This is a genomic window from Erwinia sp. INIA01 (genome assembly GCF_025947915.1).
Classification (GTDB): Bacteria; Pseudomonadota; Gammaproteobacteria; order Enterobacterales; family Enterobacteriaceae; genus Erwinia; species Erwinia coffeiphila.
Genome location: NZ_JAPDNC010000002.1, coordinates 1 through 23,203 on the forward strand (window position 1 = coordinate 1; position 23,203 = coordinate 23,203).

At 57.5% G+C, this 23,203-nt stretch carries 16 protein-coding genes, 1 rRNA gene and 1 pseudogene; 13 read left to right on the forward strand and 5 right to left on the reverse strand.

All coding sequences use genetic code 11. From position 1 onward, the window contains the following. The first annotated feature begins 289 nt into the window (after positions 1-289). The 6 genes and pseudogenes from rrf to aceK all read left to right on the forward strand — a co-directional run bounded on the left by rrf (position 290) and on the right by aceK (position 8,128). Positions 290-405 (forward strand): 5S ribosomal RNA (gene rrf, locus OMR58_RS01970). Between the two features lie 453 nt (positions 406-858). After that, positions 859-1,941: pseudogene (locus tag OMR58_RS01975) on the forward strand (porin); the annotation flags it as partial. 185 nt (positions 1,942-2,126) lie between these two features. Further along, complete coding sequence (gene metA / locus OMR58_RS01980) at positions 2,127-3,056, forward strand: homoserine O-acetyltransferase MetA (RefSeq protein ID WP_105595775.1); 930 nt, start codon at positions 2,127-2,129, stop codon at positions 3,054-3,056. 345 nt (positions 3,057-3,401) lie between these two features. Further along, entirely contained in the window at positions 3,402-5,000 is a 1,599-nt protein-coding gene (gene aceB / locus OMR58_RS01985; protein WP_264545157.1) for a malate synthase A, read from the forward strand. 20 nt (positions 5,001-5,020) lie between these two features. Next, positions 5,021-6,325: an isocitrate lyase gene (aceA, locus tag OMR58_RS01990; protein WP_200561652.1), complete on the forward strand. Its 1,305-nt coding sequence runs from the start codon at positions 5,021-5,023 to the stop codon at positions 6,323-6,325. 57 nt (positions 6,326-6,382) lie between these two features. After that, positions 6,383-8,128 (forward strand): bifunctional isocitrate dehydrogenase kinase/phosphatase, encoded by a 1,746-nt coding sequence (gene aceK / locus OMR58_RS01995; RefSeq protein ID WP_200561655.1) that lies wholly within the window; start codon positions 6,383-6,385, stop codon positions 8,126-8,128. Between the two features lie 3 nt (positions 8,129-8,131). Here the strand turns inward: aceK and OMR58_RS02000 are convergent, their stop codons facing one another. The 3 genes from OMR58_RS02000 to iclR form a co-directional block, all read right to left on the reverse strand. After that, positions 8,132-9,064: a phosphatidate cytidylyltransferase gene (locus OMR58_RS02000; RefSeq protein ID WP_264545158.1), complete on the reverse strand. Its 933-nt coding sequence runs from the start codon at positions 9,062-9,064 to the stop codon at positions 8,132-8,134. Further along, positions 9,061-9,720, reverse strand: a complete 660-nt coding sequence (locus tag OMR58_RS02005; RefSeq protein WP_264545159.1) for a lysophospholipid acyltransferase family protein — start codon at positions 9,718-9,720, stop codon at positions 9,061-9,063. The genes OMR58_RS02000 and OMR58_RS02005 overlap by 4 nt, the downstream gene beginning before the upstream one ends. Positions 9,721-9,876: 156 nt before the next feature. Beyond that, positions 9,877-10,710: a glyoxylate bypass operon transcriptional repressor IclR gene (gene iclR / locus OMR58_RS02010; RefSeq protein WP_105595781.1), complete on the reverse strand. Its 834-nt coding sequence runs from the start codon at positions 10,708-10,710 to the stop codon at positions 9,877-9,879. A gap of 199 nt (positions 10,711-10,909) precedes the next feature. Between iclR and metH the strand changes: the two genes are divergently transcribed. Continuing rightward, entirely contained in the window at positions 10,910-14,593 is a 3,684-nt protein-coding gene (metH, locus tag OMR58_RS02015; RefSeq protein ID WP_264545160.1) for a methionine synthase, read from the forward strand. Here the strand turns inward: metH and OMR58_RS02020 are convergent. After that, positions 14,590-15,294, reverse strand: coding sequence for a UTRA domain-containing protein (locus OMR58_RS02020; protein ID WP_264545161.1), 705 nt, complete (start codon positions 15,292-15,294; stop codon positions 14,590-14,592). The genes metH and OMR58_RS02020 overlap by 4 nt on opposite strands. Before the next feature lie 208 nt (positions 15,295-15,502). On the opposite strand from OMR58_RS02020, the gene OMR58_RS02025 reads away from it, so the two are divergent. The 6 genes from OMR58_RS02025 (at position 15,503) to OMR58_RS02050 (ending at position 21,768) form a co-directional block, all read left to right on the forward strand. Then, entirely contained in the window at positions 15,503-16,567 is a 1,065-nt protein-coding gene (locus OMR58_RS02025) for an ABC transporter substrate-binding protein (protein WP_200543015.1), read from the forward strand. A 9-nt stretch (positions 16,568-16,576) separates the two neighbouring features. Continuing rightward, entirely contained in the window at positions 16,577-17,392 is an 816-nt protein-coding gene (locus OMR58_RS02030) for an alkaline phosphatase family protein (protein ID WP_264545162.1), read from the forward strand. Continuing rightward, the gene (locus OMR58_RS02035; protein ID WP_264545163.1) at positions 17,389-18,231 is read left to right on the forward strand and encodes an ABC transporter permease; all 843 of its coding nucleotides are present in this window, start codon (positions 17,389-17,391) and stop codon (positions 18,229-18,231) included. The genes OMR58_RS02030 and OMR58_RS02035 overlap by 4 nt, the downstream gene beginning before the upstream one ends. A gap of 13 nt (positions 18,232-18,244) precedes the next feature. Beyond that, positions 18,245-19,030: an ABC transporter permease gene (locus tag OMR58_RS02040; RefSeq protein ID WP_105595787.1), complete on the forward strand. Its 786-nt coding sequence runs from the start codon at positions 18,245-18,247 to the stop codon at positions 19,028-19,030. Positions 19,031-19,032: 2 nt separating this feature from the next. Beyond that, entirely contained in the window at positions 19,033-20,025 is a 993-nt protein-coding gene (locus tag OMR58_RS02045; RefSeq protein WP_264545164.1) for an ABC transporter ATP-binding protein, read from the forward strand. A 117-nt stretch (positions 20,026-20,142) separates the two neighbouring features. Then, on the forward strand, positions 20,143-21,768 hold the full coding sequence (locus tag OMR58_RS02050) for a Na/Pi cotransporter family protein (protein WP_105595789.1): 1,626 nt from the start codon (positions 20,143-20,145) through the stop codon (positions 21,766-21,768). 292 nt (positions 21,769-22,060) lie between these two features. Here the strand turns inward: OMR58_RS02050 and panS are convergent, their stop codons facing one another. Continuing rightward, complete coding sequence (panS, locus tag OMR58_RS02055) at positions 22,061-22,987, reverse strand: ketopantoate/pantoate/pantothenate transporter PanS (protein WP_105595820.1); 927 nt, start codon at positions 22,985-22,987, stop codon at positions 22,061-22,063. Positions 22,988-23,203: the final 216 nt, after the last annotated feature.

A 23,203-nucleotide genomic window follows, 5' to 3' on the forward strand; every position in this document is an offset into this window, starting at 1 on the left:
AGCGCAGCGATGCGTTGAGCTAACCGGTACTAATGACCCGTGAGGCTTAACCTTACAACACCAGAAGCGTTCTGGTGGGTGTCTGAGAGACAACACAAACAGTTTTCAGCTTGTGACGGATAAAGAATTTAGCACTGTTCTGCGGACGAAAGTCCGAAGGATTTTGCGCTGAGACAAGGCGGCAAGCGAGTCGGCGGGAAGGAGCATACATAAGTATGTGACTGAGCGATGCGAACGCAGCCAACGCAGTATCAGCACAAAAGACACAGGACAGGGTACCAAGAATTTGCCTGGCGGCTGTAGCGCGGTGGTCCCACCTGACCCCATGCCGAACTCAGAAGTGAAACGCCGTAGCGCCGATGGTAGTGTGGGGCCTCCCCATGCGAGAGTAGGGAACTGCCAGGCATCAAATAAAGCAGAAGGCCATCCTCACGGATGGCCTTTTTGCGTTTACGCCGTTCAGAATCCCGCCTGAAGTGACCCTTTTACAACCCAGTAGTCTGCGTTCTCTGTACTGCTATCCAGCGCATAACCCTGCTCTCAGTAAAACCAGCATTCTCACCGATGTTGTTTAAATCAGGGGGCGCTCGACTCATTGAAACCCTCCGGGAATAGTGACAGTGGCGAAGATATCAGCAATAACCGAATGGTTTTTGCACATCGACGGGCCACAGAACATGCTGCCAGGCCGGCCTGCGCACAAAAGATTCCCAGTACTCCCGCTCTTTTCACTCAAAATAGACTGTTTATAACAATCAACCTCAAAAGGAAATTGAGGAGCAGATGATCGCTTCCGATAAAAGACATGCCATCTACGCCAGCCTGTTGATATTCACCTGTTGGAGTACCGACCTTTGCGCGGAAATTACCCTTTTACAGCAGAACAGAGACAATCCGGACTGGCTGAACAGGCTCAATTTCTCAGTGAATGGCAGTATCCGACCACAGTTCTATGACGTGATGGGCAGCAGTGATAAAGGTTCCTATAAGCGTAATGGTTTCGATGATGGTGATAATCAAACCCGTTTTGGCTTTGCCGCGGACTACTATCTGCGCGATGGCGTAAGCTGGTACACCTACTATGAGTTTGGCCTGAATATGCCCGCGCTGTTCGACTGGAAAAACCATTACGAGGAGGGCAGTGCCTTTACTACCAGGCGCATGCTCTTTACCGGGCTGAAAGCTGATGATATGGGTGAGTTAACCATCGGCCAGCAAACCAGCGTCTACTATGATGTTGTCGCGGCAAAAACCGACCTGTGGGACGACGATATGCTTGCTCAGGCGCCAGGAGTCGGCATCAACGGCGCCTATGATGGTTCATACCGTCCGCGTAAGCAGCTGAAGTTTAAAAACAGTTACGGCAGCGTCGATCTGTACGCTGGCTGGCTATTTCCGGACAGTGAATACCTGGTAGGCGATGGTACACGTTACCGACGAAAAGGCGGCGGATCGCTGGGATTTGATTACCATATCGACGATGATCTCAGCCTGGGCATGGCGTGGAATGAAACGCGTGCAACCATCAAGCATCCCGGCGCTGACGATGATAAAACCTATAATCAACATATTGTGGGTGCAGCCCTTAGCTGGGTACCCGATAACTGGACCTTCGCCGTGGGCGGTGGCTGGTATAAAAACTTCCTGCAAACAGAATCCACCCGTACGAATAATTACTTTGCCGGTAGCGCATGGGGTATTGAATACTATGCTGGCTACAGCTTTCATCTCGATCGCGCAGGGCTGAAAACCGTACAGCCGTTCTTCATGGGTGACCGACTGGAGTACGTCAGCGGCAGGAACTATAAGCGCATCGACAACGGGCTAGGTCTCCTGCTGGCCTTTGCCTGGGGTTTCAGCGTTGACTATGAGCATATGTTTACCTCCAGCACTGACAGGCAGGGCGATGTCAACTTTGTACGCCTGAGCTACGACTTCTGAGTTTCCCCTCCAGCCTGCTTTGCTCGCACCCTGTCGTGATAATACGCAACGGTATCTGCTGGCTGCTCCTCACCCTGAAACATTTTCAACTATCATATGAACAACTCGACTTTTGTTATGCATCACGCTATCTTCAGGCATCTGGATGTCTAAACGTATAAACGTATGTAGTGAGGAAGTTGACCATGCCGATCAGGGTACCTGATGAATTACCAGCCGTGAGTTTTCTGCGCAATGAGAACGTCTTTGTTATGACGTCAACTCGTGCCAGCACTCAGATGATCCGTCCCTTGAAGGTGCTGGTACTAAATTTGATGCCGAAGAAGATCGAAACTGAAAATCAGTTTTTGCGTCTGCTTTCAAACTCGCCGCTACAGATTGATATTCAGCTGCTGCGCATCGACAGCCGTGAGTCCCGCAACACGCCCAGCGAGCACCTGAATAACTTCTACTGCAATTTCGAAGATATTAAACACGATAACTATGATGGACTGATCGTCACCGGTGCACCGCTCGGACTGGTTGATTTTTGCGATGTTGCCTATTGGCCGCAGATCCAGCAGGTCCTGCACTGGGCGCGAGAGCACGTGACCTCTACGCTGTTCGTCTGTTGGGCGGTACAGGCCGCGTTAAACATCCTCTACGGCATTCCGAAGCAGACGCGGGAGAATAAACTATCCGGCGTATTCGAGCATCAGATCCTGCATCCGCATGCGTTGCTGACGCGAGGTTTTGACGATACCTTCCTGGCGCCTCACTCACGCTATGCCGACTTCCCGGCGCAGATCCTGCGTGATTACACCGATCTGGAAATCTTTGCCGAATCTGAAAAAACCGGTGCTTATTTGTTTGCCAGTAAGGATAAGCGCCTGGCTTTTGTTACCGGGCACCCGGAATATGATGCGCTGACGCTCTCGGGTGAATATCACCGCGACTACGACGCGGGATTAAATCCTGAAATCCCCTACAATTACTTCCCGCAGGACAACCCCGAGCTTCCACCCAGCGCGAGCTGGAGAAGTCACGGCAACCTGCTGTTTTCAAACTGGTTAAACTACTATGTCTACCAGATCACACCATTCGATCTGCGCCATATGAACCCAACGCTGGACTAGTTTTACCTCACCCGATCTCACGTCTCTACGCTAAGCTGACTCCTGCGATCGGGTGGATCTCCACCCTCATTTCTATGCCACTCCCCCAACTTTAATCCAATCTCTCCAGTTGCGATCTGCTGAATCGATCCCTGCTATCACACCTAAAAATCATGATGAAAACACCTTCTTATCTTTAAGTATTTTTATTGTCATATAAATCAATTAATTGAATTAATTTTGTAATTAAAATGGAAATAGTTTTTGATTTTGAAAATTAACTGTTTATATTTTGATCCTGCGGGTTAAAGATTGTCCACTTAACGATCGTCACGCCAGGCGGACGAAACTGACAGGAGCAGGGGTATGACACAACAGCTAATCAGCGCGGAACTCACCTTCCAGCGCCATCCTGGCCAGCAGGAACGCGAAATTCTCACGGATGCCGCGGTCGATTTCCTTACCGAACTGGTGACGCGCTTCACGCCAAAGCGCAATGCGCTGCTGGCGGAACGCGCGAAAACTCAGCGTAAAATCGATGCCGGTGAGCTGCCTGATTTTATTTCGGAAACGACTTCCATTAAAAATGATGACTGGCAAATTCGTGGTATCCCGCGGGACTTACAGAACCGCCGGGTGGAAATTACCGGCCCCGTTGAGCGCAAGATGGTGATCAATGCCCTGAATGCCAACGTCAACGTGTTTATGGCCGACTTTGAAGATTCGCTGGCGCCGAGCTGGGACAAAGTGATCGCCGGGCAGATCAACCTGCGCGATGCGGTTAACGGCACCATCAGCTACAGCAATGAAGCGGGGAAGATCTACCAGCTGAAGCCGAACCCGGCGGTGCTGATCTGCCGCGTGCGTGGCCTGCATCTGCCGGAAAAACACGTCACCTGGCGGGGAGAGCCGATCCCGGGCAGCCTGTTTGACTTCGCCCTCTATTTCTTCCACAACGTCGAGGCTCTGCTGGCGAAAGGCAGCGGCCCCTATTTCTACCTGCCGAAAACACAGACGTATCAGGAAGCCGCCTGGTGGAGTGAGGTATTCAGCTATGCCGAAGATCGTTTCGATCTGCCGCGCGGCACCATTAAGGCGACTCTGCTGATCGAAACCTTGCCGGCGGTATTTCAGATGGATGAGATCCTCTGGAGCCTGCGCGATCACATCGTAGGTCTGAACTGCGGGCGCTGGGATTACATCTTCAGCTACATCAAAACGCTGAAAAATCATCCTGACCGCGTGCTGCCCGATCGGCAGTCGGTCACCATGGATCAGGGCTTCCTGGATGCCTATTCACGGCTGCTGGTCAAAACCTGTCACCGCCGTGGCGCATTTGCCATGGGGGGCATGGCGGCCTTTATTCCGAGCAAAGATGCGGAACGGAACGAGTGGGTGCTGAACAAGGTGAAAGCGGACAAACAGCGCGAAGCCAGCAACGGCCACGACGGCACCTGGATTGCCCATCCCGGCCTGGCGGATACGGTGATGGCGGTCTTTAACCAGACGCTGGGCGACGAGCTGAATCAGCTACACGTAACGCGTGAACAGGACGCGGCTATCACCGCCGAACAGCTGCTGGCCCCGTGCAACGGCGAGCGCACCGAAGAAGGAATGCGCGCCAATATTCGCGTGGCGGTGCAATACATCGAGGCCTGGATTAACGGCAACGGCTGCGTACCGATCTACGGGTTGATGGAAGATGCCGCTACGGCAGAAATTTCCCGCACCTCCATCTGGCAGTGGATACGCCACGGCAAAACCCTGCAAAGCGGTGAAGTCGTGACCGAAGCACTGTTCCGCAAAATGCTGACCGAAGAGATGCTGGTTATCCGCGAAGAGCTCGGCGGCCAGCGCTTCGAGCAGGGCCGCTTTGAAGAGGCCGCCGCATTAATGGAGCGTATCACGACCGAATCCGAACTGGTTGAATTCCTGACCTTACCTGGCTACCGCTTACTTCCCTGAACCTGACAAGGAACATTGCCATGACCTCACGTACCCAACAGATCCAACAAATCGAACAATCCCGACGCGATGCACGTTGGGAAGGCATTACCCGCCCTTACAGCGCGGAAGAAGTGGTGAAACTGCGCGGCTCGGTGAATCCGGCCTGTACGCTGGCGCAGAACGGCGCTGAAAAACTGTGGGCGCTGCTCAACGGCGGCGCGAAAAAAGGCTACGTTAACAGCCTCGGCGCGCTGACCGGCGGCCAGGCACTGCAACAGGCGAAAGCCGGCATCGAGGCAATTTACCTCTCCGGCTGGCAGGTGGCCGCCGACGCTAACCTGGCCTCGAGCATGTACCCGGACCAGTCACTCTATCCGGTGAACTCTGTACCGTCGGTGGTGGAACGGATTAACAACAGCTTCCAGCGTGCGGATCAGATCCAGTGGGCCAATGACATCGAACCGGGCGATCCGCGCTACGTGGATTATTTCCTGCCGATCGTCGCCGATGCGGAAGCCGGTTTTGGCGGCGTGCTGAACGCCTTTGAGCTGATGAAATCAATGATTCAGGCCGGTGCGGCCGGGGTCCACTTCGAAGACCAGCTGGCCTCGGTGAAGAAGTGCGGCCATATGGGCGGTAAGGTGCTGGTGCCAACCCAGGAAGCCGTACAGAAGTTGGTTGCCGCGCGGCTGGCTGCGGATGTGATGGGCGTGCCAACGGTGCTGATCGCCCGCACCGATGCTGACGCTGCCGACCTGATTACCTCCGACTGCGACGAGTACGACCGTGAATTCGTTACCGGCGAACGCACCCAGGAAGGGTTCTATCGCACCCGAGCTGGGATCGAGCAGGCGATTAGCCGTGGGCTGGCCTATGCGCCGTATGCCGATATGGTGTGGTGCGAAACCTCAAAGCCGGATCTCGACCAGGCGCGCCGTTTCGCCGAAGCGATTCACGCCCGCTTCCCGGGCAAGCTGCTGGCCTACAACTGCTCGCCGTCGTTTAACTGGAAGAAGAATCTCGATGACCGCACCATCGCTCAGTTCCAGCAGGCGCTGTCGGACATGGGTTACAAATACCAGTTCATCACTCTGGCGGGCATTCACAGCATGTGGTTCAACATGTTTGACCTCGCACAGGCCTACGCGCAGGGCGAGGGGATGCGTCACTACGTGGAAAAAGTGCAGCAGCCGGAATTTGCCGCCATCGACAAGGGCTACACCTTCTCTTCCCACCAGCAGGAAGTCGGGACCGGCTACTTTGACCGCGTGACCACCATTATTCAGGGCGGCAGCTCTTCCGTCACCGCACTGACCGGTTCGACCGAAGAAGATCAGTTCTGATAAACGGGCGGGCTATCCGGCCCGCCACACATGTTTAGCCGGTTGATGAGGTGCACGATGTCAGAGAGGGAAACGCTGATAGCCCAGACTATCCTGCAGGGGTTCGATGCGCAGTATGGTCGCTTCCTGGAAATTACTGCCGGTGCCCAGCAGCGCTTCGAACAGGCTGACTGGCAGGCGGTACAGCAGGCGATGAAAGCGCGTATCCATCTTTACGATCACCACGTCGGGCTGGTCGTTGAACAGCTGCGCTGTATTACCGGCTCGCAGTCGGAAGACCGTGATGTTCTGCAGCAGGTGAAAAGCATTTACACCGGTCTGCTGCCGGATTATCCGCGCTTTGAAATTGCCGAAAGCTTTTTCAACTCTGTTTACTGTCGTTTGTTCAGCCATCAGGCGCTGACGCCGGAACGGCTGTTTATTTTCAGCTCCCAGCCGGAGCGGCGTTTTCGTACGATCCCGCGGCCGCTGGCGCGGGAGTTCAGCGCCTCGGCGGGCTGGCAGCCGCTTCTCAACCGTCTGCTGCACGATCTTCCGCTGCGTCTGCCGTGGCAGGATCTGGCAAGGGATATCACTTTTATCATCAGCCACCTGCGGGAAAACTTCAGCGAAAGCGATCTACAGCAGGCAACGTTACAGGTCGCCAACGAGCTGTTTTACCGCAATAAAGCGGCGTGGCTGGTGGCCAAACTGCGCACGCCGTCAGGGGTTTGCGCATTCCTTTTGCCGATTCACCGCAGCGACGCGGGCGAGCTGTTTATTGACACCTGCCTGACCCGCAACCGCGAAGCCAGTATCGTCTTTGGCTTTGCCCGCTCTTATTTCATGGTGTATGCGCCGCTGCCCGCCGCGCTGGTGGAGTGGCTGCGCGAGATCCTGCCGGGGAAAACCACCGCCGAGCTGTATATGGCGATTGGCTGCCAGAAACACGGCAAAACGGAAAGCTACCGGGAATACCTCAACTACATGTCCGCCACCCGCGAGCAGTTTGTTATCGCCCCTGGCGTGCCGGGCCTGGTGATGCTGGTGTTTACGCTACCGGGATTTGACCGGGTGTTTAAGGTCATTAAAGACACCTTCGCGCCGCAGAAAGACGTCACGCCGCAGCGGGTGCGCCAGTGCTACCAGCTGGTCAAAGAGCACGATCGCGTGGGCCGCATGGCCGACACCCAGGAGTTTGAAAACTTCGCCATTGAGCAGGCAAGGCTCAGTCCGGATCTGCTGGCCGCCCTGTGGCGCGAGGTGCCGGAAAAACTGCAGCAGCAGGGGGAGATGCTCATCATCGGCCATTTGTATATGGAACGACGCATGACCCCACTCAACCTGTGGCTGGAGCAGGCGGATGACCAGCAGCGGCACGATGCGATAGAAGAGTACGGCAACGCGGTAAAACAGCTGGCGGCGGCCAATATTTTCCCCGGCGATATGCTGTATAAAAACTTCGGTGTTACCCGCCACGGGCGCGTGGTGTTCTACGACTACGATGAAATCAGCTATATGACCGAAGTGAACTTCCGCGACATCCCGCCGCCGCGCTACCCGGAAGACGAGCTGAGCCACGAGCCGTGGTACAGCGTGTCGCCGGAAGATGTCTTCCCGGAGGAGTTCCGCCACTACCTCTGCGCGGACCCGAAGATAGCGCTTTTGTTTGACGATATGCACGCGGAACTGTTCCGCGCCGATTTCTGGCGCGGGTTACAGCAGCGGATACGCAACGGGCATATTGAAGATGTCTTTGCCTACCGCCGCCGGCAGCGCTTTTGTCAGCGTTACGGCGACGGCCTGCTCGGACAGGCAAGTTGAAAATCAGGTGTAGAAGTAGCGCACCACGTGGAAAAATACCGGCGCGGCGAAGCAGAGTGAATCAATGCGATCCATCATGCCGCCGTGTCCCTCCAGCATCGCGCCGAAATCTTTCACCCCGCGATCGCGCTTGATCGCCGACATGCACAGGCCGCCCAGGAAGCCCAGCAGGGTGATCAGCAGCGAAATCAGAAACGCCTGCCACGGCGCGAAGGGCGTTATCCACCACAGCCCCATACCGACCAGACTGGCGCTGAGGATGCCGCCCACAAAGCCTTCGACCGTTTTATTCGGGCTGAGCTTCGGCACAATCGGGCGCTTGCCCCACAGCTTGCCGAACACATACTGCAGCACGTCGGAAATCTGCACCACAATCATCAGGAACAGCAGCAGCTTGATATTCTGCTGCTCAAAGCCGGGGATCTGCAGCATCAGTAGGGCCGGAGCGTGGCTGATGCAGTAAACGGCAATCATCATGCTCCACTGAATTTTGGCCGCGCGCTCCAGGAAGTGGCTGGTATCCCCCGCCAGCGCCAGCCGGGCCGGAATAAACAGCCAGGCATAAACCGGGATCAGGATAACGAACACGCCGTACCATTCGATACCGACCAGCAGATACTGCAACGGCAGGATGATAAAGAAGCACCAGAACAGCGCCTCATGATCGCTGCGGCGCGTCGGCAGCAGGGTGACACACTCCCGCAGCGCATAGAACGACATCAGCATAAACAGCACCGTCGACCCGATAGGGCCAAGCGTCATCGCCAGCACGGAGATGATGCACATCACCCACCAGGCGCGAATACGCGCGTTAAGATTGGCGATGGTGTCATTCTGCTTAAACTTCGCGAGCACGCCGCCGATGATGCTGGCCACCACCAGCAGACCAAACAGGCCGCACAGCAGCCAGCTCAGTTCAGAATCCCAGATTTTCATGGTGCAATCGCCTCCAGTGCGGCTTTGATCCTTGCCAGAAAGGCCTGTTTATCTTCGCCTTCTGTGACGCCAGGCAGCGGCGTGCCGAAGGTGGCGCTACAGATAATCGGCACCACCAGCCGCGAGCCTTTTGGCAGCACCCGGTTCAGGTTATCCAGCCACACCGGCACCAGTTCGACCTGCGGATAGGCTTTGGAGAGATGGTAAAGGCCGCTCTTAAAGCTGTTGAGCTGCTCGCCGCTGCCGCGCGTGCCTTCGGGAAACAGGATCAGCGAATGCTGGCCGTCCAGCGCCTGCTTTAGCGGCAGCAGCACGTCTTTGTTTGTTGAAGGGCTGCCTTCCTCCCGCTCCCCGGCAGGGCGGCGCTCAACCAGCACCGCGCCGAAAATCCGCAGCGCCAGATAGCGCCGCAGGCGGGAGCCCAGCCAGTAATCCGCCGCCGCTACCGGGTGAACGCGGGTGCGCATCTGCGGTGGCAGGCTGGTCCAGATCACCAAACCGTCGAGGTGGCTGCTGTGGTTGGCATAGTAGATGCGGGTTTTTTCCGGCTCCGGTTCGCTGTGCCAGCGGGAGCGGATGCCGGTGAGTAAGCGGCAGACGGTGACCAGCAGTGAACTGACCAGGCGGCGATCGAGGGATAAGCGTGATTCAGGCATCGCTCAGCGTCCTCCCACTGTCTGAAGAGGACAAAGACCGTGCGGAAACCCGTATCTGTCGCAGTTTGTCCATACAAATTGGTTGGTACTGAACATCCTTATCCATTTAAAACCCTCAGCGTTGAAAAACAATCAATAGACGTTCCTGGCGTGCGATCAGTGGCTGCCGCCGTATTCGCGGGTGATCTCTTTTGCCGCCTTGATCACCATCGCGCCGATCTCGGTGACGCGATCGTCGGTGATACGGGAAATCGGGCCGGAGATCGATAGCGCGGCAAACGGTTCGCGGTGCTCGTCGTAAATACAGGCGGCAACGCAGCGTAATCCCAGCGCATGCTCTTCATCATCAAAGGAATAGCCCGCTTTACGCGTCTGCGCCAGGTTATCCTTCAGGCTCTGCGGTGACATCAGCGTTTTTGGCGTGTAGTGATGCAGCCCCTGGCGATGCAGCAGTTCGGTCACCTGCTTCTCATTGAGGTTGGCGAGGAACGCCTTGCCCGCGCCGGAGGCATGCATCGGCAGCTTGCCGCCGATCGGGGCCGACATGCGCATCAGCTGTGTACACTGGACCTGATCGATAATCACCGCCTGATGATCGCTGAGATCCAGCACCGCCAGGTTTACCGTTTCACCGGACTCCTCCATCAGCCTGCGCAGCATCGGATGCACCAGCGCCAGCAGGTTGCGGCTTTGCAGGAAGCTGCTGCCCACCACAAACGCGTGTGCGCCGATGGTCCACAGGCCTAAATCACCCACCTGGCGCACAAATCCCTGCTGCTGCATGGTGGTCAGTAATCGGTGCGTCGTGGAGTTGGGCAACCCGGCCTGCTGGGCCAGTTCGGTCAGCGCCACGCTGCCGTGGGATTCGGCAATGAACTCCAGCAGCTTCAGGCCGCGGGTTAACGACTGAACCTGGCCAGCAGGTTGTGCTGCCTGGGCGCTGGCAGTACGAGGTTTTTTGCCGCGTTTAACCGGGACGGGGGTAGCCATATCTGAGTCCTTTATTTTTCACCATATGGAAATCATTTTCGTTTTATTGGCTAATAATGCAACGCGTTGCGATCTGGTCGGATCAGTTTATTGATTGGCTGAAAATGTCTCATCAGTCGCCGCTGTTACCCGCACAGAAGTTGTGCCAGTATGACCTGCAGGCAGTGGTGCCATCAGTGACGAGTGAAGGGGCTGGGTTGTGAGCAACAGAATTGAAGCGCTGCATCAGCAGCTGGCAAAACGCATTATGCTGCTGGACGGCGGTATGGGGACCATGATCCAGAGCTACCGGCTGGAAGAAGGTGATTTTCGCGGTACGCGCTTTGCCGACTGGCCCTGCGATCTGAAAGGCAACAACGACCTGCTGGTGCTGACCAAACCGGAGGTGATTAGCGCGATCCATAACGATTATCTCGCCGCCGGTGCCGACATCCTCGAAACCAACACTTTTAACTCCACCACCATTGCCATGGCCGATTACCAGATGGAATCGCTGTCGGCAGAAATTAACTTCGTGGCGGCAAAGCTGGTGCGCGCCTGCGCCGACGAATGGACGGCAAAAACGCCGGATCGTCCGCGCTACGTTGCCGGGGTGTTAGGCCCGACTAACCGTACCTGTTCGATTTCGCCGGACGTTAACGACCCGGCCTTCCGTAACGTCACCTTCGATCAGCTGGTGGAAGCCTACCGCGAATCGACCCGCGCGCTGGTGGAGGGCGGTGCAGACATCATCATGATTGAAACGGTGTTCGATACCCTGAACGCCAAAGCGGCGATATTCGCCGTACAAACCGAATTTGAGGCGTTGGGCGTGACGTTGCCGCTGATGATCTCCGGCACCATTACCGATGCCTCCGGCCGAACGCTCTCCGGCCAGACTACGGAAGCCTTCTATAACTCTCTGCGCCACGCCGAGCCGCTCTCCTTCGGCCTGAACTGCGCGCTGGGGCCGGACGAGCTGCGCCAGTACGTCGCCGAGCTGTCACGCATCGCCGAAGGCTACGTGACCGCTCACCCGAACGCCGGTTTGCCTAACGCCTTTGGTGAATACGATCTGGATGCCAAAACCATGGCGGAGCAGATCGGTGAATGGGCGCGGGCCGGGTTCCTGAATATCGTTGGCGGCTGCTGCGGCACCACGCCGGAGCATATCGCTGCAATGGCGGCAGCGGTCGAAGGCGTGGCCCCACGCTCGCTACCGACCGTGCCGGTGGCCTGTCGTCTTTCCGGGCTGGAGCCGCTGAATATCAGCGGCGATACGCTGTTTGTTAACGTTGGCGAGCGTACCAACGTTACCGGCTCGGCGAAGTTTAAGCGGCTGATCAAAGAAGAGAAGTACAACGAAGCGCTGGATGTCGCCCGTCAGCAGGTGGAAAGTGGGGCGCAGGTGATCGACATCAACATGGATGAAGGAATGCTCGACGCCGAAGCGGCGATGGTGCGTTTCCTTAACCTGATCGCCGGCGAGCCAGATATTGCCCGCGTGCCGATTATGATCGACTCCTCAAAGTGGGAGGTGATCGAGAAAGGGCTGAAGTGCATTCAGGGCAAAGGCATCGTGAACTCCATCTCGATGAAGGAAGGCATTGAGCCGTTCCTGCATCATGCCCGACTGGTGCGCCGTTACGGTGCCGCGATGGTGGTGATGGCGTTTGATGAAGTTGGCCAGGCGGATACCCGCGCACGCAAAATCGAAATCTGTCGCCGCGCCTACAAGCTACTCACCGAAGAGGTCGGCTTCCCGCCGGAAGATATCATCTTTGACCCGAATATCTTCGCCGTGGCGACCGGCATTGAAGAGCACAATAACTACGCGGTGGACTTTATCGGTGCCTGTGAGGACATTAAGCGCGAACTGCCGCACGCGATGATCTCCGGCGGCGTGTCCAACGTGTCGTTCTCCTTCCGCGGCAACGACCCGGTGCGCGAAGCCATTCACGCCGTATTCCTCTATCACGCTATCCGTAACGGTATGGATATGGGCATCGTTAACGCCGGTCAGCTGGCGATTTATGACGACCTGCCCGCCGACCTGCGTGAAGCGGTCGAGGACGTGGTGCAGAACCGCCGCGACGACGGCACCGAACGCCTGCTGGAGCTGGCGGAAAAATACCGCGGCAGCAAAGCCGATGACGACAGCAACAAGCAACAGGCCGAGTGGCGCGGCTGGGAAGTGGCTAAGCGTCTGGAATATTCGCTGGTGAAAGGCATCACCGAGTTTATTGAAGAAGATACCGAAGCCGCCCGCCAGCTCTCGGCCCGGCCGATTGAGGTGATTGAAGGCCCGCTGATGGCCGGGATGAACGTGGTCGGCGATCTGTTTGGCGAAGGCAAAATGTTCCTGCCGCAGGTGGTGAAATCCGCCCGCGTGATGAAGCAGGCGGTGGCTTATCTGGAACCCTATATCGAGGCCAGCAAAGAGAAGGGCAGCAGCAACGGCAAAATCGTGCTGGCCACGGTGAAGGGCGACGTGCACGACATCGGTAAAAATATCGTTGGCGTGGTGCTGCAGTGTAATAACTACGAAATTATCGATCTTGGCGTGATGGTGCCGAGTGACAAAATCCTTAAAACCGCCCGCGAGGTTAACGCCGATATCATCGGCCTGTCCGGGCTGATCACGCCGTCGCTGGATGAGATGGTCAACGTGGCGAAGGAGATGGAACGCCAGGGCTTTACCCTGCCGCTGCTGATCGGCGGAGCGACCACCTCGAAGGCGCATACGGCGGTGAAAATCGAGCAGAACTACAGCGGCCCGACGGTCTACGTGCAGAACGCCTCGCGTACCGTTGGCGTGGTGTCGTCCCTGCTGTCGGCGACCCAGTACGACGATTTTGTCACCCGCACGCGGAAGGAGTACGACACGGTGCGCATCCAGCACGCGCGTAAAAAACCGCGCACGCCGCCGGTCAGCCTGCAGGCGGCACGCGATAATGCATTTCCGTTTGACTGGGAAAACTACACCCCACCGCCAGCGCACCGGCTGGGCATAAGCGAAGTGAGCGCTAACATCGAAACGCTGCGCAACTACATCGACTGGACGCCGTTCTTTATGACCTGGTCGCTGGCGGGGAAATATCCGCGCATTCTGGAAGATGAAGTGGTGGGCGAAGAGGCAAAACGCCTGTTTGCCGACGCTAACGCCATGCTGGACCAGCTCAGCGCCGACGGCACGCTCAATCCGCGCGGCGTGGTGGGGATTTTCCCGGCTAACCGCGTTGGGGATGACGTTGAAATCTACCGCGATGAATCACGTACCGAGATTCTGCAAGTGAGTCATCACTTACGTCAGCAGACAGAGAAAACGGACTTCCCGAACTACTGCCTGGCCGATTACATCGCGCCGAAGTCCAGCGGTAAAGCCGACTACCTTGGTGCGTTTGCCGTCACCGGCGGGCTGGAAGAGGATGCGCTGGCCGAGGCGTATGACACGCAGCACGATGACTACAACAAAATTATGATTAAAGCGCTGGCCGACCGCCTGGCGGAAGGCTTTGCCGAATACCTGCATGAGCGGGTGCGTAAGGTGATCTGGGGCTTTGCCGCCACCGAGAACCTGAGCAACGAGGAGCTGATCCGCGAGAACTACCAGGGCATCCGCCCGGCACCCGGCTACCCGGCCTGCCCGGAGCACACCGAAAAAGCCACGATCTGGCAGCTGCTAGATGTGGAAGCCCGTACCGGCATGAAGCTCACCGAATCCTTCGCCATGTGGCCGGGTGCGGCGGTGTCCGGCTGGTACTTCAGCCACCCGGACAGCAAATACTTCGCCGTGGCGCAGCTGCAGCGCGATCAGATTGAAGACTACGCGAAGCGTAAAGGGATGTCGGTCAGCGAGGTGGAGCGCTGGCTGGCACCGAATCTGGGCTACGACGCGGACTAATCCACCTCAACGGCAATATACAGCGCGTCATAGCGCCAGTATTCGCAGTCGCAGTCTATCACCCGGTCGTGCTGGTCACGGTTAATTCGGGTGATAAACAGCGCCGGGCTGCCCGCCGCCACCTTGAGCGCCGGCGCGGCGAAGTCCGGCAGCGGCGCGGGCAGCATGGTGAAGCCCACGCGGCCGTAGCAAATGCCGTACTCTTCCTGATAAAGCTGGGTCAGCGAGCGCGTTAGATCGTGCTCCAGCAACTGCGGGAAATAGTGCGGATTCAGATAGTGCTCCACGTACAGCACCGCACGCTCATCAATCCGACGCAGGCGGCGAATACGGTAAACCTTCTCACCCTCCTGCATCTCCAGCCGCGCGGCCAGTCCGGCTTCCGCGACCACCGTCTGCGCATCCAGCACCTCGGTCCGTGCGCTGCGCCCCTGGCGCTCGGCCATGGCGTGAAAGTGGCTGCGCAGCAGCGGATCGTAGGCCAGCCTCGGTGGGGCGATAAACCAGCCCCGGCGCAGTTCGCGATAAATCATCCCTTCTGCTTCCAGCTGGCCCAGCGCCTCACGCAGCGTAATGCGGGTGGTGGAGAACTGCTCGCTCAGGATGCGCTCGGCGGGCAGGCGACCGCTGTCGGCGAAGTCGCCCTGGCGAATACGCGCTGCCAGCGACCGGCAAATGACATCCACAGTTAATGATTTCATCACATCAGAGCCTCAAATTGGTGCGAGTCTGCACATAAATCGCGCGTAACCCGCCTTGCCGTACCGCTTACGATCCTGGCAGGAGTTGCTGGTCTAGTCCACAGCCAGCGCGCGCTGTCATAAAACATTCACTGTACCAGGTTAGATTGGCTCGGTTCTTGCTGGACTAGTCCAGAAGGCCATTAACCCTATCACCTGGAGCATTAGTATGAAATCTTTGTTCGCATCCGTGTTAGCCAGTGCCATCGTTGTGTCGTTTTCGGCCAGCAGCTGGGCTGCCGACGCCGATCTGGCGGCGCTTGAAAAATCCGCCCGTGCGGAAGGTCAGGTCAATAGCGTCGGTATGCCCGACAGCTGGGCTAACTGGAAAGGCACCTGGGAAGATATCACCAGCAAGTACGGGATTAAACACAGCGACACCGACATGTCTTCCGCACAGGAAATTGCCAAATTCGCCGCTGAAAAAAGCAACGCCAGCGCCGATATCGGTGACGTAGGCGCTTCATTCGGCCCGCTGGCCGTGCAGAAGGGCGTAACCCAGCCGTACAAACCGAGCACCTGGGATCAAATCCCTGACTGGGCGAAGGATAAAGACGGCCACTGGGCGCTGGCCTATACCGGCACCATCGCTTTCATCATCAATAAAGACCAGGTGAAGGATATCCCGCACAGCTGGGCTGACCTGAAAAAAGGCAAATACGTTGTCACCATCGGCGACGTCGGCATTGCGGCACAGGCGGCGAACGGCGTGCTGGCAGCAAGCTACGCGCTGGGCGGTAACGAGAAGAACCTGAAACCGGCGCTGGACTTCTTCAGCGATCTGGCGAAAGAAGGCCGTCTGGGCGTGACCGATCCGGTGATTGCCAATATCGAAAAAGGCGAAATCCAGGTGGCCGTGGTTTGGGACTTCAACGGTCTGAACTACCGCGACCAGATTGACCGCAACCGCTTTGAAGTGGTGATCCCATCCGACGGTTCCATCACCTCCGGCTACACCACCATCATCAACAAATTCGCTAAACACCCGAACGCCGCCAAGCTGGCGCGTGAATACATCTTCTCCGACGCCGGTCAGATCAACCTGGCTCGCGGCTACGCGCGCCCGATCCGCGCCGAGCATCTGACCCTGCCGGAAGACGTGCAGGCCAAACTGCTGCCGTCAAGCGAGTATAAAAACGCGCATCCGATTGCCGACCAGGCCGCCTGGGATAAAGCCTCGAAAGCGCTGCCGCGTATGTGGCAGGAAAACGTCATCATTAACATGAAGCAATAAGGTCACAAGATGAAAACGATTCTGGTAGTGCTGGACGGGCTGAATTTTCAGGTTGCACGTGATGCAATGGGCTATCTTCATGCGGAATGTGCGCAGGGTAACGGGCAGCGCTACCAGATCACCTGCGAGCTGCCGTCGCTCTCGCGCCCGCTGTATGAGTGCATTCTCACCGGCATTACGCCGGTGAAAAGCGGCATTATTCACAACGGCGTCAGTCGCCTGAGCACGCAGCAAAGCATTTTTCACTATGCCCGTGAGGGCGGTCTGACCACCGCGGCGGCCGCCTATCACTGGGTCAGCGAGCTGTACAACCGCACGCCGTTTGTCCCCGCCCGCGACCGCCATACGGCAGACAGCGATCTGCCGATTCAGTATGGCCACTTTTACTCGGATGACGTTTATCCCGATTCGCACCTGTTTGAAGACGCCGAAAGCCTGCGGCTGAACTATCAGCCCGACTTTCTGCTGATCCACCCAATGAACATTGACGACACCGGGCACAAGCACGGTTTCTCTTCTCCTCAATACCGCAACCGCGCGCGGATGGCCGACGGCTATCTGTCGCAGTGGATGCCGGAGTGGCTGCGTCAGGGCTATCAGGTGATCGTCACTGCCGACCACGGTATGAACGATGACCGCAGCCACGGCGGCACCCTGCCGGAAGAAACGCAGGTACCGCTGTTCGTATTCGGCTCCGCGTTTTCCCTGCGTGAAGACGCCGCGCCGAAGCAAACCGAGCTGTGCGGCACGGTGTGTCAGATCCTCGGCGTGCAGCACGATAAGCCGGTCTGTGCGCCGCTGCTGCGCTCGGGGGAGCTGGCATGACGAAAGGAAAGGGGCTTGCGCTGCTTTGCCTGCTGCCGTTTGCGGTGTTCTATATCGCGTTTCAGATAGCACCGCTGGTCTGGATTGCGGTTAACAGCTTCTACAGCGAAATGAACGAGGCCTGGGGATGGGCCAACTACACCGACATCCTCACCTCAACGTTTTACCAGCAGGCGATACGCTTCTCGCTGGATATCTCATTCTGGTCGAGCGTGTATGGCCTGATTATCGCGCTGCTGGGCGGCTATTCGCTGCACCAGCTCGGCGGCGGCAGGCTGCACCGTTTTCTGATGTCCTTTACCAATATGACCAGCAACTTTGCCGGTGTGCCGCTGGCGTTTGCCTTCGTGATCCTGCTCGGCCTGAACGGCTGCCTGACGCTGCTGATGCGGAAATATGAAATCATGCAGGGGTTCAAGCTTTACTCCACCGACGGGCTGATTGTGGTGTACACCTGGTTCCAGATCCCGCTGGGCATTCTGCTGCTCTATCCGGCGTTTGACGGGCTGAAAAAGGAGTGGCAGGAGTCGGCCGCGCTGCTCGGTGCCAGCCGCTGGCGCTACTGGCGGCACATTGGCCTGCCGGTAATGGCTCCGGCGCTGGTGGGCACCTTTGTGATCCTGCTGGCGAACGCGCTGGGCGCCTACGCCACGATTTATGCGCTGACCACCGGCAGCTATAACGTCATTCCGGTACGTATCGCGGCGCTGGTCTCTGGCGACGTTTCGCTCGACCCTAATATGGGCAGCGCGCTGGCGATGCTGCTGGTGGTGCTGATGTCGATCATCACCGTGGTTCATCAGTGGCTGGTGCGCCGCAGCTACCAGTACGCGCGCTAAGGCAGGAGGAACAATGTCGAAAAGTGAATACGTTTATCACCGGATTATCGTCTGGCTGGTGTTTGTTATCCTCGCGCTGCCGCTGGTGGCCACGCTGTTCTACGCGCTGGCAACCCGCTGGGGCGCAACCATTTTGCCGGACGGCTTAACCCTCAAGTGGCTGATCCAGCTGTGGAGCGACCCGCGTTTTCTGGTGGCCCTCTGGCATTCGCTGCTGATTTGCCTCGGCTCGCTGCTGTTCTCGCTGCTGCTGGTGCTGCCGACGATGTTTGTGATCGCTTACTACTTCCCGAAGCTCGACGCGGTAATGAATATCCTGATCCTGCTGCCGTTTGCTATTCCGCCGGTAGTCTCTTCGGTAGGGTTGCTACAGCTTTACTCGTCGCCGCCGCTGATGTTGACCGGCACGCCGTGGATTCTGATTGGCTGCTACTTCACCATCGCGCTGCCGTTTATCTACCGCGCCATCGCCAACAATATGCAGGCGATTAATCTGCGTGAGCTGATCGATGCCGCCCACCTGCTGGGTGCCAGCACCTGGCAGGCCGCGCTGCTGGTGGTGCTGCCTAACCTACGCAAAGGGGCGACGATTGCCGTGCTGCTGTCGTTCTCCTTCCTGATCGGTGAGTTTGTCTTCGCTAACCTGCTGGTCGGCACCAGCTATGAAACGCTACAGGTTTACCTCTATAACGTGCGCAACAGCAGTGGGCATTTCAGTAGCGCGCTGGTGATCTCCTATTTCGTCGTTGTCCTGCTGGTCACCTGGCTGGCCAATACCCTGAATCGTGAACGAGGCTGAAGATGTCGTATTTGAATGTGACCCAACTGAATAAGAGCTATGGCCCGACCAGCATCTTTCAGGATATTGAATTCAGCGCGGAAGAAGGCGAACTGGTGACGCTGCTGGGGCCCAGCGGCTGCGGCAAATCCACGCTGCTGCGCTGCATCGCCGGGTTAACCTCCGTCGACAGCGGCCGCATTCTGCTGAAGGGCGAGGATATCGTGCCGGTCACGCCGCAGAAGCGTGCCATCGGCATGGTATTTCAAAGCTATGCGCTGTTCCCGAATATGACCGTGGAGCGCAACGTCGCCTTCGGCCTGAAAATGCAAAAGCTGCCCGCCGCCGAGATCCAGCAGCGGGTGGCGGACGCGCTGGAGCTGGTGGAGCTGAAGGATTTCGCCCGCCGCTATCCGCATCAGCTCTCCGGCGGCCAGTGCCAGCGCGTGGCGCTGGCACGTTCGCTGGTGACCCGTCCGCGCCTGCTGCTGCTGGACGAACCGCTATCAGCGCTGGATGCACGCATCCGTCGCCATCTGCGCGATCAGATCCGCCGCATTCAGCAGGAGCTGAATCTGACCACGCTGTTCGTCACCCACGATCAGGAAGAGGCGCTGACGATGTCCGACCGGATTGTGCTGATGAACAAAGGCAAAATTGTGCAGAGCGGCAACGCCGAGGCGCTGTACACCCAGCCAGCCGATCTGTTCGCCGCCGGATTTATGGGTAACTACAATGTACTCAGCCCCGAGCAGGCATTGCAGCTGACCGGCCAGCGGTTCAGCGGTCAGGTCGCTATTCGCCCTGAGTCGATGATGCTGTGTCCGCCGGACCAGGGGATTCCTGCATCAGTGATTAGCCACAGCCTGCTGGGTAACGTCATTCGCTACCGCGTCCAGGCCCATGATGTTGAGCTGCTGGTAGATGTGCTCAACCGCTCGGTGGACGATTTACATCCGGCCGGTTATCAGGTGGGGCTGGTGCTGGATAAACAAACGATGCGGGAAGTCGCCTGATATCACGCTGATAAAAAAGATTTTTTCTGTATATCGGCTAAACTTACCGCTGTGAGATGCAAAGTGAACTCGACTTTGCGTTTGATAATGGTACAGAAGTTGTGAGGTCGATATCCGGTGTTAACCCTGTTAAATCTTCTTTCTGCCGTGGCGCTGCTGGTGTGGGGAACCCACATCGTGCGTACCGGTATTATGCGCGTTTACGGTGCCGATTTGCGTCGGGTGCTCAGCCGTAGCGTAGAGAAAAAACCGATGGCGTTTCTCGCCGGGATCGGCGTCACCGCGCTGGTTCAGAGCAGTAACGCCACCACGCTGCTGGTGACGTCCTTTGTCGCCCAGAATCTGGTTGGGCTGACGCCTGCACTGGTGGTCATTCTCGGCGCGGACGTTGGTACGGCGCTGATGGCCCGTATTCTGACCTTCGATCTCTCCTGGCTGTCGCCGCTGTTTATCTTCTTCGGCGTGGTATTTTTCCTCGGCCGCAAGCAGACCCGCGCCGGCCAACTTGGCCGTGCCAGCATTGGCCTTGGGTTAATCCTGCTGGCGCTGCAGCTGATCGTGGCCGCCGCCGCGCCGATCACCCAGGCGTCCGGGGTGAAAGTACTGTTCTCTTCGCTGACCGGTGATGTGATGCTGGATGCGCTGATCGGCGCGGTGTTTGCCATTATCAGCTACTCCAGCCTGGCGGCGGTGTTGATCACCGCCACGCTGACCGCTACCGGGGTGATTTCGTTCAAGGTGGCGCTGTGCCTGGTTATCGGGGCTAACCTTGGCAGCGGGCTGCTGGCGATGCTGAACAACAGCACATCAAACGCCGCCGGGAAACGCGTGGCTCTCGGTAGCCTGCTGTTTAAATTTATCGGCTCGCTGATGGTGCTGCCGTTTGTCGATCTGCTGGCAGAGTGGCTGGCGAAACTGCCGGTCAGTGATGAAGAGCTGGTGATTTTCTTCCATGTTTTCTACAACCTGATCCGCTGCCTGATTATGGTGCCGTTCGCCGAACCGATGGCCGCACTCTGTAAACGGCTGATCCGCGAAGAGCCTGAAAACGACCTGCGGCTGAAGCCAAAGCATCTGGATACCAGTTCACTGGATACCCCGGCGCTGGCGCTGGCGAATGCTGCTCGCGAAACCCTGCGCATGGGGGATGTACTTGAGCAGATGCTGGCGACCTTCGGCAAGGTGATTCACGGCGAGCTGCGAGAGGATCGCGAGATCCGCAGACTGGATGACGATGTCGACGTGCTGTACACGGCGATCAAGCTTTATCTGGCACAGATGCCGAAGGAAGATCTGCCGGAAGAGGATTCGCGGCGCTGGGCGGAAATCATCGAGATGGCGCTGAACCTGGAACAGTCCGGGGACATTCTGGAACGTATGAGTGGCGATGTGGCCGACAAATCGCTGAGTGCGCGGCGGGCCTTTTCCGTTGAGGGCATGCAGGAACTGGACGCGCAGCTTGAACTGCTCACCAGCAATCTGCGCCTCAGCCTGTCGGTGTTCCTCTCCCGCGATCTGACCAGCGCCAAACGTCTGCGCCGTTCTAAACATCGTTTTCGCATCACTAACCGCCGCTATTCCCATGCGCACGTCGACCGTCTGCACCAGCATAACGTGCAGAGTATCGAAACCAGTTCGCTGCATCTGGGGCTGCTGGGTGATATGAAACGCCTGAACTCGCTGTTCTGCGCGGTGGCCTACAGCGTGCTGGAACAGGCGGATGATGATAAAGACGATGAGTGATGTCGCTGCTCGTTTGTTGTCTGGTTGAGCTGTGTCGCTTTATTTAGAGAGTTGCTGTTCATTCGGTGTCTGGCGTATCGGTGCCGGGCGGGTTCGCGGACTCGGCGTGAACACGTCCGTGTGGCCTCGATTCGCGCGTCCCTGCGCTCAACGGTCCGCGAACCCGCCAGTCACCGATTGCCCGTGGATTAGGAAGGCGCTGTAGGTTAAAAACCGTCACGGTCGCCCGGGCACGGAGCCGAAGCGGCTCAATACCCGTAACGGTCGCCCGGGCCACCAATACAAAGCCGAATTACGGCTTCTTCTTATCCTTAATCGCCTTACCCGACCAGTACCCGGCCAGCAGCGAACCTGACAGGTTGTGCCAGACCGAGAACAGCGCGCCCGGCAGGGCTGCCAGCGGGGAGAAGTACAGCTTGCCGAGTGTGGCCGCCAGACCGGAGTTCTGCATGCCCACTTCCAGCGCCAGCGTACGGCAGGTGGACTCATCAAAGCCAAACAGCTTACCGCCCCAGTAGCCACCCAGCAGGCCAATGGCGTTATGCAGGATCACCGCGATAATCACGACCAGGCCGACCGAACCAATAAAGCTCTGGCTGCCCGCTACCACCGCGCTGATAATCAGCAGAATACAGACCATCGAAAACGCCGGCAGATACGGCTCCACGCGCTTCACTAATCCATTCATGGTGTGGTGAATAATCAGACCCAGGCCAATCGGCACCACCACGATTTTCACGATGCTGAGCAGCATGCCCACGACATCAACCTGAATATGCGTATCGACGTAGAACTTGGTCAGCAGCGGGGTGGCAAACACGCCAACCAGCGCGGAGACGGAAGAGATGGTCACCGACAGCGCCACATCGCCCTTTGCCAGATAGATCATCACGTTTGACGCCGTACCGCTCGCCACGCTACCCACCAGAATCATCCCGGCAGAAAGATCGGGTGGCATATTAAATAATTTTGCCAGCGCCCATGCCGCCAGCGGCATTACCAGGTAGTGCAGGAAGGTTCCGGCAATGACCGGGGCCGGGCGGGTCAGCACGCGCTTAAAATCATCCACGTTCAGCGTCACGCCCATGCCAAACATAATCAGCATCAGCAGGTAAGTGACGTAAGGCCCGATGCCGGTAAAGGTGGTCGGCGTGTAATAGGCGGCAACGGAGAGCAGGACTGCCCAGAGGGGGAACAGTCGGGTAACAGTAGCAAGCATAGAAAAGCATCCTTTTAACCCCTTGATCTCCACAGCAGCTCTGGCGGTATAAGCCGATTCAAAAACCGGCAGCGATGTTCCGCCAGCCGTCGCAGAAAGGAGAGTGGGGCGTTTAATGTTGTGTTATTTAACTGAAAATTTGCCATAGCACAGCCGTATTTACCGGAACGAGGAAATTACGACCCGCCGCATCATAGCATCAAAAAAAAGGAGTGT

Coding starts and splice junctions, on each gene's coding strand:
- metA (WP_105595775.1), top strand. CDS start 2,127: ATGCCGATCAGGGTACCTGATGAATTACCAGCCGTGAGTTTTCTGCGC.
- aceB (WP_264545157.1), top strand. CDS start 3,402: ATGACACAACAGCTAATCAGCGCGGAACTCACCTTCCAGCGCCATCCT.
- aceA (WP_200561652.1), top strand. CDS start 5,021: ATGACCTCACGTACCCAACAGATCCAACAAATCGAACAATCCCGACGC.
- aceK (WP_200561655.1), top strand. CDS start 6,383: ATGTCAGAGAGGGAAACGCTGATAGCCCAGACTATCCTGCAGGGGTTC.
- OMR58_RS02000 (WP_264545158.1), bottom strand. CDS start 9,064: ATGAAAATCTGGGATTCTGAACTGAGCTGGCTGCTGTGCGGCCTGTTT.
- OMR58_RS02005 (WP_264545159.1), bottom strand. CDS start 9,720: ATGCCTGAATCACGCTTATCCCTCGATCGCCGCCTGGTCAGTTCACTG.
- iclR (WP_105595781.1), bottom strand. CDS start 10,710: ATGGCTACCCCCGTCCCGGTTAAACGCGGCAAAAAACCTCGTACTGCC.
- OMR58_RS02020 (WP_264545161.1), bottom strand. CDS start 15,294: ATGAAATCATTAACTGTGGATGTCATTTGCCGGTCGCTGGCAGCGCGT.
- OMR58_RS02025 (WP_200543015.1), top strand. CDS start 15,503: ATGAAATCTTTGTTCGCATCCGTGTTAGCCAGTGCCATCGTTGTGTCG.
- OMR58_RS02030 (WP_264545162.1), top strand. CDS start 16,577: ATGAAAACGATTCTGGTAGTGCTGGACGGGCTGAATTTTCAGGTTGCA.
- OMR58_RS02035 (WP_264545163.1), top strand. CDS start 17,389: ATGACGAAAGGAAAGGGGCTTGCGCTGCTTTGCCTGCTGCCGTTTGCG.
- OMR58_RS02040 (WP_105595787.1), top strand. CDS start 18,245: ATGTCGAAAAGTGAATACGTTTATCACCGGATTATCGTCTGGCTGGTG.
- OMR58_RS02045 (WP_264545164.1), top strand. CDS start 19,033: ATGTCGTATTTGAATGTGACCCAACTGAATAAGAGCTATGGCCCGACC.
- panS (WP_105595820.1), bottom strand. CDS start 22,987: ATGCTTGCTACTGTTACCCGACTGTTCCCCCTCTGGGCAGTCCTGCTC.